Below are 14,034 nucleotides of genomic sequence, written 5' to 3'. Positions count from 1 at the left end.
GCGATCTTAGACGCCCGGGTAGTTGCGGGCGGTCTCGCCCATGTACAGCTGGCGCGGGCGCCCGATCTTGGTTTCTGGATCGTTGATCATTTCGCGCCACTGGGCAATCCAGCCCGGCAGGCGGCCGATGGCGAACAGCACGGTGAACATCTTCTCAGGGAAGCCCATCGCGGTGTAGATCAGACCCGTGTAGAAGTCCACGTTCGGGTAGAGCTTGCGCGAGATGAAGTAGTCGTCGTTCAACGCCTTCTCTTCAAGGCTCATCGCGATGTCCAGCAGCTCGTTGTTGCCCTGCTTGGCCAGCAGGTCGTGAGCGGTCTTCTTGATGATCTTGGCGCGCGGATCGTAGTTCTTGTATACGCGGTGGCCAAAGCCCATCAGGCGGACGCCGTCTTCCTTGTTCTTGACCTTCTCCATGAAGGTCTCAGGAGCGATGCCCTGGGCCTTGATGTCGCGCAGCATGCGCAGCACTGCCTCGTTGGCGCCGCCGTGGGCAGGGCCGGACAGGGCGTGGATGCCTGCGGAGACCGAAGCGAACAGGTTGGCGTCCGAGGAGCCGACCAGGCGAACGGTGGAGGTCGAGCAGTTCTGCTCGTGGTCTGCGTGCAGGATCAGCAGCAGGTCAAGTGCCTTGACCATTTCCGGATCCAGCTCGTAGGGCTCGGCGGCGGTGCCGAAGCACAGGCGCAGGAAGTTCTCGACCATGTTCATCGAGTTGTCCGGGTACAGCAGTGCCTGTCCGATGGACTTCTTGTGGGCGTAAGCCGCCAGCACCGGCAGCTTGGCCAGCAGGCGCAGGGTCGAACGCTCAACCTGCTCGTTGTCCGACGGATCCAGCGAGTCCTGGTACCAGGTCGACAGGGCCGAAACGGCGGAGGACAGCACCGGCATCGGGTGTGCATCGCGCGGGAAGCCGCCGAAGAAGCCCTTGAGCTCCTCGTGCAGCAAGGTGTGGCGGCGCAGGCTGCCGTCGAACTTGGCCAGCTGCTCAGGGGTCGGCAGTTCGCCGTTGATCAGCAGGTAGGAGACCTCGGTGAAGCTTGAGTGCTCGGCCAGCTGCTCGATCGGGTATCCGCGGTAGCGCAGGATGCCGGCATCGCCGTCGATGTAAGTAATTGCCGACTTGGTAGCCGCGGTGTTCATGAAGCCAGGATCGTAAGTGACGTTACCAGTGGTCTTCAAAAGTGGTGCTACGTTGAAACCGTTGTTTCCCTCGGATGCCGGGATAACCGGCAGTTCGAGGTTGGATCCGTTGAATTGTAGCTGTGCAGACGTCGTGTCTGTCATTGCATCTCCTAACCGGAAAGCGTGTAGTTCCGAAAGGTCAGTCGTCATCCTAGAACATACCGTGATATGTCCCCATGGCGCTAATCAGAGTGTCATCTTCAGCGGTTGACGGAAGAATTCAAGCGCTCAACGGCTGCGGCGATCCTCTCGTCGCTGGCCGTCAAGGCAACGCGCACGTGCTTCTCGCCGGCCGTGCCGTAGAAAACCCCGGGGCCGGCGACAATTCCCAGCTCTGCAAGGCGATTAATGGTCTCGAAGCTCGGGCGGCCCTCGGTGCACCACAGGTACAAACCTGCCACCGAATCCTCGATCTGCAGCCCGAAGTTCCGCAGTGCCGGGGCCAGTGCTTCGCGGCGCGCCCGATAGACGTCGTATTGCACCCTGACATGCTCTTCATCGTTTAGGGCCACGACCATGGCGTGCTGGATCGGTCCCGGGACGATCATCCCGGCATGCTTGCGGCCATTGACCAGCGCAGGCATGAGGTTCGGCGCACCGGCGATGAAGGCAGCGCGGTAGCCGGCGAGATTCGACTGTTTGGACAGCGAATACAGGGCGAACAAATCGTCGAGGTTGCCGCCGTTAACGCGCGGGTCCAGGATGCTCGGCACCTGGTCCCTGACCTCGCCCCACCCCAGTTCGGCGTAGCACTCGTCCGAGGCGACCACGGCGCCCAGCTCGCGGGCCTGCCGGACGATTTCCGCCAGGAACTGCACGTCTCGGACCTTGCCGGTCGGATTGCCCGGGGAGTTCACCCAAATGAGCTTGACCTTGGCTCGCTGCTCATCGGTGAGCTGCGACAGCTCGTCGGCCGCGATAGGCGTGGCGCCCACCAGCTGAGCTCCGATGTCATAGGTCGGGTAGGCGATCTGCGGGCGCACCACGATGTCACCGGCGCCGAGGCCGAGGAACAACGGCAGCCAGGCCACCATTTCCTTGGAACCCACGGTCGGCATGACGTCGTCCACGCCGAGCCCAGTCACATTGCGGCGACGGGCGAACCAATCGACGATGGCCTGGCGGACCTCGGTGGTTCCGTGGGTCGTCGGATAGCCGTGGGAATTCGAGGCGGCAGCCAGCGCGTCCTGGATGTTCTGCGGAGTGTCGTCAATCGGCGTACCGATGGACAGGTCCACGACCCCGCCTGGGTGTTGTGCCGCCAGTTCGCGGTACGGTGCGAGCTGGTTCCAGGGGTAATCGGGGAGCTGAAGCATGAAGAAAAACCTAGCCTTGGTTCTGTGGTGGCAGTGCGCCGATCAGCGGGTGGTCGGTGCCCGTATTTCCAATCTTAGCGGCGCCGCCCGGCGAGCCAAGCTCGTCGAAAAATTCGACATTGGCCTTGTAATAGTCGGCCCACTCGTCCGGCACGTCGTCTTCGTAGTAGATGGCTTCCACCGGGCACACCGGTTCGCAAGCACCGCAGTCGACGCACTCGTCCGGGTGGATGTAAAGCGAACGGTCGCCTTCGTAAATGCAATCAACCGGGCATTCTTCGACGCACGCCTTGTCTTTAACGTCGACGCACGGCTGAGCGATGATGTAAGTCACGGGAGCTGCGACCTTTCCTTGCGCAAAGTGGTTTCAACATGAGCCTTCTGGATCACAAAATGCTGATTGATTCCCAGACAAGCTCAAACTACATTCTAGTCCTGTTGCCAAGACAACCAAGACCCCCTCGTTCACCTGTGACGTAACCGACGATTCACATTTCGGCTAGCATCGCGGTAGATGAATTATTTTTACGGACAGTGACCTCAAAATGCTGAATTTCGCCGAGTTGACCACCGAAGACCGTATTGTGCTGCGCTACCGGCTCGATGCCCAGACCGGCGCCGGACAGTTCCTGACCGACGTCTTGGGCACCGTGCAGCAGGTCACTGATTCCGCGGTCGTGCTGCAGACCCGCACCGGGCCGGTGACGGTGCAGCGGTCCGCCATTACCCATGCCAAACGCGTCCCGCCGGCCCCCGTTCGCCGCGGCCGCGCACCCCGGAATCCGGAGGCCTGATTCCTACGCTCAGTGCTGCCGCGGGCGCCCCGCGCAGCGGCAAGGCGCATGCTGCACGGCTGAGCGGCCCCCTTTCCAGACGGCGGGGCGACGAATAACCACCGCCCTCGCGGCGCGGCGCGCCGGCAGCACACGATGCGCGACATGTGATTTGAAACTGCCAATCACTGAACGATTTTCGCGTATGCTGGCATCATGCCAACCGATGAACTTGTCCAGGCCCGTGCCCGTGCCCTCAGCTCCCCGCTGAGGCTGCGAATCCTGCGCTTGTGCCTGCATGAGTCGCGGACCAACAAGGAAATCGCGGACATCCTCGAACTGAACCCCGCAACCTCGCTGCACCATGTGCGCACGCTGGTCAGCAACGGCTTCCTGGAAGCCGAAGAGCCGCGCAAAGGCAACCGCGGGGCCAAGGAAGTCCCCTACCGCAGCACCAAGCTGTCCTGGGGCACCCGGATCCCGGATGCCGCACCTTTGCTGGTGGACACGTTTCTGCAGGAAATCAATGGGCTCTCGCCCCAGGAGATGCAGGTCGTCCGTGTGGGACTGAAGCTCGGCGAAGACTCCCAGAAGGAAATGATGGCCCGGCTGCGCGCGGTCATCGAGGACTACGCGATGCGCGAGCCGGAAGAAGACGGCGTGCCGACCTCGCTGTTTCTGGCCCACCACCTCGACCTGACAGGCAACAGCCGCTCAGAAGACTAGGCAGGCATTGCCGCCCAAAGAAAAAGGTGTTCCCCCCGAAGGAGGAACACCTTTTTTTATGCCGTGCTGTTGGCCGTGCGGTTGGTCTTGCGCAGCACCCGCAGCGCGCTCATCAGGGCGATGACCGCCGGGATGACCATGCCGTACATCCACAGCAGCGACGCGAGCGTCGGGCCCGGCAGGAACTTGAAGTATCCCGCGCTGAGCAACAGCTGGTCGTTGCCGACGTAGGAGAACACGCCCACGGTCACGTAGCAGCCGATGAAGGCCACAGCGCCGGACCATAGCTTGCCGGAGGCCACCGTGGCCCAATAGACCAGGAGCCCCAGCAGCAGCCAGGCCACGGCGACACCCCAGATGATCGGAGTGTCGCCCGCGTAGAACAGCGACGCGTGGATGCCGGTGCCGAACAGGCCGGCCGCGAGGGCGGCAACCACCGCGCGCCACAGGGCGCCGAGGTTGCCGCCGCTGGCAGGGCGTTTATTAGACGCGGGCGCGGGCACGGGTTGCCTTGGCGCGATCGTTCGCGTTCAGCAGCACCTTGCGGATGCGGATGGCCTCGGGGGTCACCTCGACGCACTCGTCTTCGCGGGCGAATTCGAGCGATTCCTCCAGGGTCAGGGTCTGCGGCGGGGTCAGGTTCTCGAAGGTGTCCGAGGAAGCGGCACGCATGTTGGTGAGCTTCTTTTCCTTGGTGATGTTCACGTCCATGTCATCGGCGCGCGAGTTCTCACCAACGATCATGCCCTCGTAGACCTCTTCGGTCGGCTTCACGAAGAAGCTCATGCGCTCCTGCAGGTTGATCATGGCGAACGGAGTCACCACGCCGGCACGGTCGGCGATGATCGAGCCATTGATGCGGTACTCGATCGGGCCGGCCCATGGCTCGTAGCCTTCGGCCAGCGAGGCGGCGATGCCCGAACCGCGGGTTTCGGTCATGAAGCGGGTGCGGAAGCCGATCAGGCCGCGGGCCGGAACCATGAATTCCATGCGGACCCAGCCGGTGCCGTGGTTGGCCATGTTGGTCATGCGGCCCTTGCGCGAAGCCATGAGCTGGGTGATGGCGCCCAGGTACTCCTCAGGCACGTCGATGGTCATGTGCTCCATCGGCTCGTGGACCTTGCCGTCGATCATCTTGGTGACAACCTGCGGCTTGCCCACGGTCAGCTCGAAGCCTTCGCGGCGCATCTGCTCCACCAGGATGGCCAGGGCGAGTTCGCCACGGCCCTGGACTTCCCAGGCGTCCGGACGCTCGGTCGGGAGGATGTTCAGCGAAACGTTGCCGATCAGTTCCTTGTCCAGGCGGTCCTTGACCTGGCGCGCGGTGACCTTGGCGCCCTTGACCTTGCCGGCCAGCGGCGAGGTGTTGATGCCGATGGTCATGGAGATTGCCGGCGGGTCAACGGTGATCAGCGGCAGCGGCTTCGGGTTTTCCAGGTCGGTGAGGGTCTCGCCGATCATGATGTCCTCGATGCCGGCGACGGCGACGATCTCGCCCGGGCCGGCTTCTTCGGCTGGAACGCGGGTCAGGCCCTTGGTGGCCAGCAGCTCGGTGATCTTGACCTGCTTCTGGGTGCCGTCCTGGCGGGCCCAGGCAACCTGCTGGCCCTTGCGCAGGGTGCCGTTGAAGATGCGCAGCAGTGCCAGGCGGCCGAGGAACGGCGACGCGTCCAGGTTGGTCACGTGGGCCTGCAGGACTTCGCCCTCGGTGTAGGTCGGGGCGGGGACGTGCTTGATGATGGTCTCGAACAGCGGCTCGAGGTCCTCGTTGTCCGGCAGCGAGCCATCGGCTGGCTGGTTCATCGAGGCGTAGCCGGCCTTGCCCGAGGCGAAGACGACTGGGACGTTCAAGATGGCGTCCAGGTCCAGGTCCGGTGCTTCGTCGGCCAGGTCGGAGGCCAGGCCCAGCAGCAGGTCCATGGAGTCGGAGATGACGCCGTCGATGCGGGCATCCGGGCGGTCGGTCTTGTTGACCACGATGATCACCGGCAGGTTCGCGGCCAGCGCCTTGCGCAGCACGAAGCGGGTCTGCGGCAGCGGGCCCTCGGAAGCGTCCACCAACAGCACCACGCCGTCGACCATGGACAGGCCGCGCTCGACCTCTCCGCCGAAGTCGGCGTGGCCGGGGGTGTCGATGATGTTCATGGTCATCTGCTTGCCCTGGGCGGCCGGGCCGCTGTAGAACACGGTGGTGTTCTTGGCGAGGATGGTGATGCCCTTCTCGCGTTCCAGCTCGCCCGAGTCCATCACGCGGTCTTCGGTTTCACCGTGGCTGTCGAAAGCGCCGGTCTGCTGAAGCATTGCGTTGACCATGGTGGTCTTGCCGTGGTCAACGTGCGCAACGATTGCTACGTTGCGCAGTTCTTCGCGGCTCGTGATGTTATCTGACATGCGTGAAGGCTCACTTCTGCTCGAGTTAAGGGTCAATGGAGTCGGGGCCAAGGTCGACCCAGCTATTCATTCTACGCTCTCATGGCAAGCCAACCGGGGATCTGTGTCAAAACATACAGAAAAAAGCACGCAACATCCGGATGAACCGGCGAATTCAGGCGGTCGGCACCCAGAAACGCAGGTGGGTGGTTCCATCCCCGTCCACGACTTCCGGGTGCGTCGTGTCGGGAACTGCCCCGCAGCCCAGGATGGTGGCGCGGGATCCGGAATTGCCGGCAGCGCAGGTGACCAGCGCCCGGTCGACCCCGGCGGCGCGCAGCTCGTCCAGCCCGAATCTGCACAGCGCCGCGGCGACTCCCTGCCGACGGGCCTCGGGCAGCACGCCGTAGCCGATATGGCCGCCCAGGTGCTCCAGCGAGGCGTTCAGTTCGTAGCGTACCGACACCCGCCCCAGCAGCCAGCCGTCCCGGTCCACCGCGATGAACAGGGCCGAGCGGACCCACCCCTCGGGGATGTGCTCACCGCGCCGTCCGGCGTTCATCCGGTAGACGTAGTCGGCCCAGTTTTCCCCGCCCGTCCAGGCAGGGAGGAACTCGAAGTCCTCTGCCAGCAGCGTCTGGTGCGCGTCGACGGCCTGCTGCTCGTCGGCGTCGGTGAGTTCGCGAAACAACAGTTTGCCCAATTCGTCCATGGCTCCAGTATCCCTCGTGGCCGCGGGCCGCAGGTCAGTAGGCCAGCACCTCCCCGCGCACTTGCCTGTACCAGTCCAGGGTGCCGCCGGCCAGGTTCAGCACCTGCGCTTCCGTTGGCCGCGCCCCGGCCGGCTGCGGGCCCAGGGCCTGGGCGGCGCGCAGCGACCGGGCCCCGCTCTTGCAGGCCAGCACCACGTGGGTGGCGTCCTTCGCGTCGATCGCCTCCCAGCCCAGGGAGAGGATCTGATCCAGCGGCACGTGCACGCTGCCGGTGATCGCGGCGATCTGGCGTTCCCAGTCTTCGCGCACGTCGACGACCAGCACACGCTGCGCCGCCGCCTGGCGCAGGGCTTCCAGCGCGGCCGGGTCCAGCTGCGCGACGGCCGGGGCGGCGGCGCAGGATTCCTGCGCATAGTCCCCCAGCTCCCGCACCGGTGCGCGCTGCGGGTCGCGCTCGAAGGCCAGGGTGCGCACCCCGGCGGTCAGCGCGTCGTAGAGCCAGAGCTTGCCGGAGAGGGTTTCGCCCGCCCCGGTGATCAGCTTCAGCGCCTCCACGGCCATGATCGAGCCGACCACCCCGCACAGGGCGCCGAACACGCCGCCTTCCGCGCAGCTGGGCACCGAGTCGGCATCCGGGATCTCCGGGAACAGGTCGCGCAGCATCGGCCCGGTGCGCGGGTCGAACACCGAGACCTGGCCGGAGAACTGGAACAGCGTGCCCCACACCAGCGGGGTTCCGGTCAGCTCGGCGGCGTCGTTGGACAGGTAGCGGGTGGCGAAGTTGTCGCTGCCGTCGATCACCAGGTCGTAGGCGGCGAAGAGCTGTTCGGCATTGTGCGCGGTCAGCCGTTCGGCCAGCGGCACGACGGCGACCTGGTCGTTCAGCTGGGCCGCCAGCCGGGGCACCGAGTCGACCTTGCGCGCCCCGACATCCTGTTGGCGGTGCATGATCTGGCGCTGCAGGTTGGACAGCTCCACCGTGTCGTCGTCCATGACCGCCAGCGTGCCCACGCCGGCGGCGATCAGGTAGTTGCTGATCGGGCTGCCCAGTCCCCCGGCGCCGATGACCAGCACGCGCGCGGCGGCGATGCGGCGCTGGCCTTCCTCGCCGATGCCGGGCAGGGTCAGGTGCCGGGAGTAGCGCGCCAGCTGCGCCGGGTCCAGCGCGGTGCGCGGTGCAACCAGCGGTGCGCGCCGGCTCACGAGAAGTCGCCGATCAGCGCCTGCATCATGCCCTCGCCCGGGGAGGAGGCCAGCGCGGTGTCGCGCACCGGGATGCGCCCGGCCAGCCGTGCGGCCCGTCCGGCGCGCACGGCGTCGCGCATCGCGGCGGCCATCAGCGGGGCGTTGTGGGCGCGGGTCACGGCGCTGGCCAGCAGCACCGCGTCGCAGCCCAGCTCCATGGCCTTGGCCGCGTCCGAGGCGGTGCCCACGCCCGCGTCCAGGATCACCGGGACGGTGGCGCGGGAGACGATGGCGGCGATGTTGTGCGGGTTCAGGATGCCCAGCCCGGAGCCGATGGGCGCGCCGGCCGGCATGACCGCCGCCACCCCGGCGTCCTGCAGCCGGGAGGCCAGCGCCGGGTCGTCGTTGGTGTAGGCGAAGACCTCGAAGCCGTCGGCCACCAGCTGCTCCGCAGCGGCGAACAGCTCCAGCGGGTCCGGCAGCAGGGTGTGCTCGTCGGCGATGACCTCCAGCTTCACCCAGTTGGTTTCCAGCGCCTCGCGGGCCAGGTGGGCGGTGAGGATCGCGTCGCGGGCGGTGAAGCAGCCCGCGGTGTTCGGCAGCGCGGCAATGCCGTGGCGCTGCAGCAGCTCGTACACGCTGGCCGAGCCGCCGGAGGAGTAGTGCCGGATGGAGACCGTGGTCAGCTCCGTGCCGGAGACGGCGAGCGCCTGCTCCAGGGTGCTCAGCGAGGTGGCCCCGCCGGTGCCCAGGATCAGCCGGGAGCCGAAGCTGCGTCCGGCCACTTCGAAGGCGTCGTTGGCGGCGCTGAGCTCGGTGAGGCCCGCGGCGGCGTTGGTTGCGGTGGCGTGGTCCATGGTTCAGCCTCCCTGGGCGGCGGTGACGAGTTCGACGGTGTTCCCGGCGGCCAGTTCGCGTGTCGACCAGGCGCTGCGCGGGACCACGGCACCGTTCACTGCGGCGGCCAGCCCCAGCTTGGCGCCGTCCGCGGCCTGGCCGCGCTCGTCCAGTTCGCGGCCCAGGTGCGCGGCGATCAGCTCGCGCAGCGTGGAGCCGTCCGCGATGGTGGCGGGGGTTGAATTCAGCGTGATGTCGATGGTCATCGGTGCATCTCCATTCGGGTCGGTGCGGCGTGGCCGCCGGCACGGCGTGGGTCGGTGAAACGTGCGGGGTCGGTGAAACGGGCGGGGTCCACGGCCCGGGCGTGTTCCGCGTTCGGCGGCAGCCCCTGGACCAGGTCGGCGGCCAGCGCGGACCCGAACGGGGTGAGCAGCACCCCGTGGCGGGAGTAGCCGGTGGAAAGCACCAGCCCGTCGTCCAGCCGCCCGACCAGCGGCCGGTCGTCGGGGGTGCCGGGCCTGGCGCGGGCGATGACCTCGTTCAGCGAGCAGTCCACGATCCCGGGAACCAGCCGGCGGGCGTTGTCCAGCAGCCGGTGCATCTGCCCGATGTTGACCGCCTCGTTGCCGTCCTCGCGGCTGCTGGCGCCCAGCACCAGCGAACCGTCGGCGCGCGGCACCAGATACACCGGGTCGCGGTGCACGATCCCGCGCACCGTGTGCTGCAGCAGCGGCGGGCCGGACGGGCCCTGCAGCCGGAAGATGTCCCCGTACACCGGGCGCAGCGGCAGCCGCGGCGCCCCGGCAACGGTGCCCAGGCCCGCGGCGAGCACCACCTGGTCCGCCTCGATGATCCGGCCGCTACCGGTGCGCACCGCGCGGGTGGCCCCGGCGCGCTGCAGCAGCTCGACGGCGGGTTCGCGGACCAGGTGCGCGTCCAGGTGCGCGTCCAGGTGCCCGGCCAGGATCCGAACCACCGAGCGCGGGTCGATCTGGTGGTCGCCGGCGCAGCGCACCGCGCCGGCGATGTTGCTGGCCAGCGCCGGTTCCAACCGGCGGGCGGCGCTGGGCAGCAGCACTTCGGCGCTGAATCCCAGATTGGTCTGCAGCTGCACCAGCTCGTGCAGGGCATCGCGGTCGGCCGGTTCGGAGGCCACCACGAGGGTCGCGTTCCGCAGGTAGTCCGGGCGCAGGCCGGTGGCCTGTTCGATGCGTTCCACGAACTGCGGGTAGCGCTGGTTGGAGGCGCCGAGCAGTTCGTGCAGGATCCCCTGGCCCCAGGTGGTTTCGGCGGCCGGGGCGAGCATCCCGGCGGCGGCGCGGCTGGCGCCCTGCCCGGGATCCGGGTCGATGACGGTGACCTCGCAACCGCGCGAGAGCAGTTCGAAGGCGGTGGACAGGCCGATGATTCCGGCCCCGATGATGGCGACGTGCAACGACGGCACTTCCTTCCTACGGCGGCATGACCCGCATCAGGTGTGGCGGTCGGCTCGGTGCCCTCTCAGCCTGGTCGGTTCAGGCTCCCGCGGAGTTGAAGCGATTATAGGCACGACCCGCGGCGCAAAAGCCAGCCCGGCGCGTCCTTGCGCGTCATCTTCGCGCGCGATGGTCCCTGATCCGCGCAATGCACGGGGCTTTCCACGGCGCCGGGTGGGTAAATCCTCAAAGATCCATCAGTTTGTTTGCCCCGGGCCCGAAGGGTGCGGAAGTGTGACGTGAAGGCGCCCGGAACCGGGCGGCACCGCAACCGGAAGGAGAACACAGTGCTGACACTGACCGATCAGGCCGATGCGATCGTGACCTCGCTGGTCACCAACCAGACGGAGGAGAACGAGGCGGGGCTTCGCATCCAGCCCGCCGACGCGGCCGAGGGCCAGCCCACCGCGCGTTTTGCCGTGCGCGTGGTTGACGGCCCGCAGCCGGCGGACCAGGTGATCCAGGGCGAGGGCAGCCCCGTCTTCCTCGACGAGCTGGTCACCGACGCCCTGGACGACAAGGTGCTCGACGCCAACGTGGATGCCGAAGGCACCATCACCTTCCAGGTCCTGGCCCAGCGTTAGGCTTCCGCCGCGCCCCGGGGCACGAGCTCCGGCGGCCCGGCCGCGAACGCGCCACTGCCCGGGCGGCGCTCGTCCGGTTCGGTCCACCCGGATCCGTGCCACGAGCCGCTGCACCGGGCAGTGGCGTGTTGACTATGTTCTTATGCTCCGGCGCCTGGCCGGTTTCCCGCCGCGGCGGGAGGTTCGCTAGTCGGCGATCTCGCTGGTGACCTTGGCCCCCAGCTCGACGGTGCGCGAGACCGTGCAGTACTTGTCGTGGGAGAGCTTCACGATGCGCTCGACCATGCCGGCGGCCTTGCGGCCCTCGTCGGTGTCCGGGAACTTCAGGTCGAAGGACATCTTGATGTCCTCCATGCGTCCGGCGCCCTCCTCGCTCAGCTTGTAGCCGCTGGCGGCCACCTCGAACTTCTCCGGCTCGCTGCGGCGCGTGGTGGCCACGTCGACGTCGATGGCCGAGCACCCGGCGATGGCCGCCAGCAGCAGCTCCACCGGGGTCAGCAGCCCTTCGCCCTGGCCGAATTCCAGGCTGGCACCGGTTTCGCCGCTGGTTGCCCGGTACTTCTTGGACTCGACTCGCTCGACTTTGACTTCACGCAGATCACGGGTGTTTTCGCTCATGGATCTATCGTGACACGTCCGACGCGGAAATGTGGACATGGCGAAGCCGGATCCGGGCCAGCGGATCGGCCTGCTCCGCCGCCTTCTCAATCTCGAAGCCATGGTCAAGGAAGAACGTGAGGGTGTTCGCATTCTGGCCGTTGATCTGGATGGTGGTGGCAGGGCACAGCGTCAGGATGTCCTTGAGCAGCGCGCTGCCCACCCCCTGGTGCCGGTCGTGATGGCGCACCCACAGCAGTTCGATCCGCGTTTCGCTCCACGCGGCAAAGCCGACGATGTCCTTGCCCAGCTGGGCGATCCGCACCGAGACCCGCTGCGAATACACCGCTTCGAGCGCGTTGGCGACGGCATCCACGTCTGCCGCCGAGAGGAAGTCGCGGCCTCCCTCCGCCGAGTTGCGCCAGACGTCCAGGAGTTCGGGAACTTCCTCCACGCTTGTCCAATCGCGAAGAACGAGCATCTCAGTCATTGCAACTCCTCTCCAGCCGCGGAATACACCGCATGTTGTCTTGTAATTTTCTCCTTGTGAGATGCCACCGAGAAGCACGGATTGGTAACAAGTAGCCACTCATCTGCGCCCTGAAACCGCGCACGGGGGTGGTGGACTGTCACAACTCACTTCCCGGAGTAGGCCAGAACCGCCCTGCTCCAGCGAGTCATTTCCCCTGCAACGATATCGGGTTGGTCAAGGTGCACGTTGTGCCCGGCCGAGGGAACGACCGTGATTTCTGCCGAGGGATACCGTGCAGCGAGCTTGCGGGGATCCGCGAAGCCGGTGACATGGTCCTGCTGGCCGCACAGCATCAGCACCGGACAGTCCAGCGTGCCGGCCCGCTCGACAGGCAGTTCATCGAGGAAATAGCGCTTGGACAGCTTCACCATCGAGCGCAGGTTCACCGAGCGGATCCCCGGCAGCACATGGATGCTGAAGCGTTGCCAGTTCTCCACGGTCTGGAGCACCGACATCTTCTCGTAATGATCCGCGTCCTGCAGCGGAAGCCCTGCCAGCAGGCCCGGGTCGCTGTGCAGAATTTCCCGCGGCGGCACGGTCCGCTGGGCATGCAGCGGGAAGACCAGCGGCGCCAGCATGGCGATGCCGGCTACCTGCTCGCCGAACCGGTCCCCCATCTCCTGTGCCAGCAGCGAGCCCAACGAGTTGCCGACCATCGCGAAGGGACGTTGTCCGCATTGCCTGCGGATCAGCGCTTCGAGCCAGTCGGCGATTTCGGGAAGGCCCCCGGCGCCCTTCAGGCCAGCGGTTTGGCCCATTCCGGGAAGATCCACATAGATGCGCTGGAAAATTCCGGTGGCGGCCAGCACTTCATCCAGCGCCAGGAGGATCCTGTGGTCCACCCCGTGCCCGTGAATCAGCACCAGGGGGATACCCTGGCCGGCAACTTTTTGCACGCCGTCGATGTGGTGCTGGTTCATGCTCAGTGGGTCATTCCTTCGAGGCTCGGGCGTCAGATCGGCACGGGCCCCGCACCGATCACGGCCCGGCGGCTTGCGGCCTCGCGACCGTTGGCGCCGCGTTGTCCTTGTCCAAAATAGCGCTCACCAGCAGAAACTGTCCAAGAATGTAGGTGAGCATGATCCAGAAGTCCTGGGCCGGGATATGGATGTCCGTGAACGAGCGCAGTGCAATCAGCGCATCGGAGAATAAGAACACCGCTCCGCCCAGCCCGCCCCGCAACCCGGTTCCGGTCGACAGCACAGCCATCGCCACCAATGCGAGGCCGTAGAGGACCACCGGCACCAGCAGCGCACCGGCCGAGGGCCCGCACAGCACCACCAGGGCAGCGAGCACGAGCAGATACGGGACCAGCCCCAGGGGCCGGCGGAGCACCGAGCCGCGCCACCACCGGCGCAGGAGCAGGATGTAGAAAACCTGCGCCACCATGAAACAGCCGACCATCGTCAAAAACCCGGGATCGCCGTCGATCACCCGCGGCAGGGAATCTCCGAGCCAGGAGAAGAACACCGCGGCCAGCGCCAGCGTGACGGTACGGCTCCGCGGCGCAGCGGTGGACGCAAGGATGAATCCGCCGAGCATGGGCATCAGCAGAACCTGCGTCGCCTCGCCGAGCATCCTCCCCGGAGCGACAAGCTGCGACGCCAAGTGGACCAGGCTGACCACCAGCAGAAGCGCCAGGAACACCCGGGCCAGCGGCCTGCTGTCCGTGCCCCCGACGCGTTCCAGGCGAACCCCTTCGCTGCCCATCGTTCCCCCTCATGACCTTGCCGGCCCG

The 14,034-nt window shown here is 66.6% G+C and carries 17 protein-coding genes and 1 riboswitch; of the genes, 3 read left to right on the top strand and 14 right to left on the bottom strand.

What is annotated here, in order from left to right; genetic code table 11:
* Nucleotides 1-6: 6 nt before the first annotated feature.
* The 3 genes from IEY43_RS00175 to fdxA form a co-directional block, all read right to left on the bottom strand.
* Nucleotides 7-1,287, bottom strand: coding sequence for a citrate synthase (locus IEY43_RS00175; RefSeq protein ID WP_188946576.1), 1,281 nt, complete (start codon nt 1,285-1,287; stop codon nt 7-9).
* Between the two features lie 98 nt (nt 1,288-1,385).
* Nucleotides 1,386-2,501, bottom strand: coding sequence for a succinyldiaminopimelate transaminase (gene dapC / locus IEY43_RS00170; protein ID WP_188946575.1), 1,116 nt, complete (start codon nt 2,499-2,501; stop codon nt 1,386-1,388).
* A gap of 10 nt (nt 2,502-2,511) precedes the next feature.
* Nucleotides 2,512-2,835, bottom strand: coding sequence for a ferredoxin (fdxA, locus tag IEY43_RS00165; RefSeq protein WP_047119573.1), 324 nt, complete (start codon nt 2,833-2,835; stop codon nt 2,512-2,514).
* A gap of 211 nt (nt 2,836-3,046) precedes the next feature.
* Here fdxA and IEY43_RS00160 point away from each other — a divergent pair, with 211 nt between their 5' ends.
* Nucleotides 3,047-3,295: a putative acetyltransferase gene (locus IEY43_RS00160; protein WP_188946574.1), complete on the top strand. Its 249-nt coding sequence runs from the start codon at nt 3,047-3,049 to the stop codon at nt 3,293-3,295.
* Nucleotides 3,296-3,490: 195 nt separating this feature from the next.
* Nucleotides 3,491-4,000: a helix-turn-helix domain-containing protein gene (locus IEY43_RS00155; RefSeq protein WP_188946573.1), complete on the top strand. Its 510-nt coding sequence runs from the start codon at nt 3,491-3,493 to the stop codon at nt 3,998-4,000.
* A gap of 56 nt (nt 4,001-4,056) precedes the next feature.
* On the opposite strand, the gene IEY43_RS00150 is transcribed toward IEY43_RS00155, so the two are convergent.
* From IEY43_RS00150 to thiO, 7 genes are all read right to left on the bottom strand, one after another.
* Nucleotides 4,057-4,503, bottom strand: coding sequence for a hypothetical protein (locus IEY43_RS00150; RefSeq protein WP_188946572.1), 447 nt, complete (start codon nt 4,501-4,503; stop codon nt 4,057-4,059).
* A complete protein-coding gene (gene typA / locus IEY43_RS00145) occupies nt 4,484-6,391 on the bottom strand; it encodes a translational GTPase TypA (RefSeq protein ID WP_188946571.1) in 1,908 nt (635 codons plus the stop codon). Before typA ends, IEY43_RS00150 begins: the two co-directional genes overlap by 20 nt.
* Nucleotides 6,392-6,545: 154 nt before the next feature.
* Nucleotides 6,546-7,082: a GNAT family N-acetyltransferase gene (locus tag IEY43_RS00140; RefSeq protein WP_188946570.1), complete on the bottom strand. Its 537-nt coding sequence runs from the start codon at nt 7,080-7,082 to the stop codon at nt 6,546-6,548.
* A 34-nt stretch (nt 7,083-7,116) separates the two neighbouring features.
* Complete coding sequence (gene moeB / locus IEY43_RS00135; protein WP_188946569.1) at nt 7,117-8,286, bottom strand: molybdopterin-synthase adenylyltransferase MoeB; 1,170 nt, start codon at nt 8,284-8,286, stop codon at nt 7,117-7,119.
* Nucleotides 8,283-9,125, bottom strand: coding sequence for a thiazole synthase (locus IEY43_RS00130; RefSeq protein WP_188946568.1), 843 nt, complete (start codon nt 9,123-9,125; stop codon nt 8,283-8,285). Before IEY43_RS00130 ends, moeB begins: the two co-directional genes overlap by 4 nt.
* Before the next feature lie 3 nt (nt 9,126-9,128).
* Entirely contained in the window at nt 9,129-9,371 is a 243-nt protein-coding gene (gene thiS, locus IEY43_RS00125; protein WP_245353577.1) for a sulfur carrier protein ThiS, read from the bottom strand.
* Nucleotides 9,368-10,552, bottom strand: coding sequence for a glycine oxidase ThiO (thiO, locus tag IEY43_RS00120; protein ID WP_229777200.1), 1,185 nt, complete (start codon nt 10,550-10,552; stop codon nt 9,368-9,370). The genes thiS and thiO overlap by 4 nt, the downstream gene beginning before the upstream one ends.
* Nucleotides 10,540-10,644, bottom strand: a riboswitch (TPP riboswitch). (Overlaps the previous gene by 13 nt.)
* Before the next feature lie 226 nt (nt 10,645-10,870).
* On the opposite strand from thiO, the gene IEY43_RS00115 reads away from it, so the two are divergent.
* On the top strand, nt 10,871-11,167 hold the full coding sequence (locus tag IEY43_RS00115) for a Fe-S cluster assembly protein HesB (protein ID WP_188946567.1): 297 nt from the start codon (nt 10,871-10,873) through the stop codon (nt 11,165-11,167).
* 186 nt (nt 11,168-11,353) lie between these two features.
* On the opposite strand, the gene IEY43_RS00110 is transcribed toward IEY43_RS00115, so the two are convergent.
* The 4 genes from IEY43_RS00110 to IEY43_RS00095 form a co-directional block, all read right to left on the bottom strand.
* Complete coding sequence (locus IEY43_RS00110; protein WP_188946566.1) at nt 11,354-11,785, bottom strand: OsmC family protein; 432 nt, start codon at nt 11,783-11,785, stop codon at nt 11,354-11,356.
* Between the two features lie 4 nt (nt 11,786-11,789).
* A complete protein-coding gene (locus IEY43_RS00105; RefSeq protein ID WP_188946565.1) occupies nt 11,790-12,254 on the bottom strand; it encodes a GNAT family N-acetyltransferase in 465 nt (154 codons plus the stop codon).
* Between the two features lie 146 nt (nt 12,255-12,400).
* Nucleotides 12,401-13,216: an alpha/beta fold hydrolase gene (locus IEY43_RS00100; RefSeq protein WP_188946564.1), complete on the bottom strand. Its 816-nt coding sequence runs from the start codon at nt 13,214-13,216 to the stop codon at nt 12,401-12,403.
* Between the two features lie 58 nt (nt 13,217-13,274).
* Complete coding sequence (locus IEY43_RS00095; RefSeq protein ID WP_188946563.1) at nt 13,275-14,006, bottom strand: lysoplasmalogenase family protein; 732 nt, start codon at nt 14,004-14,006, stop codon at nt 13,275-13,277.
* Nucleotides 14,007-14,034: the final 28 nt, after the last annotated feature.

Origin of the sequence: Glutamicibacter protophormiae (genome assembly GCF_014647495.1) — a bacterium.
GTDB classification, from domain to species: Bacteria; Actinomycetota; Actinomycetes; order Actinomycetales; family Micrococcaceae; genus Glutamicibacter; species Glutamicibacter protophormiae.
Note: the sequence above shows the minus strand (reverse complement) of the source record. Positions and strands in the feature narration are given on the sequence as shown.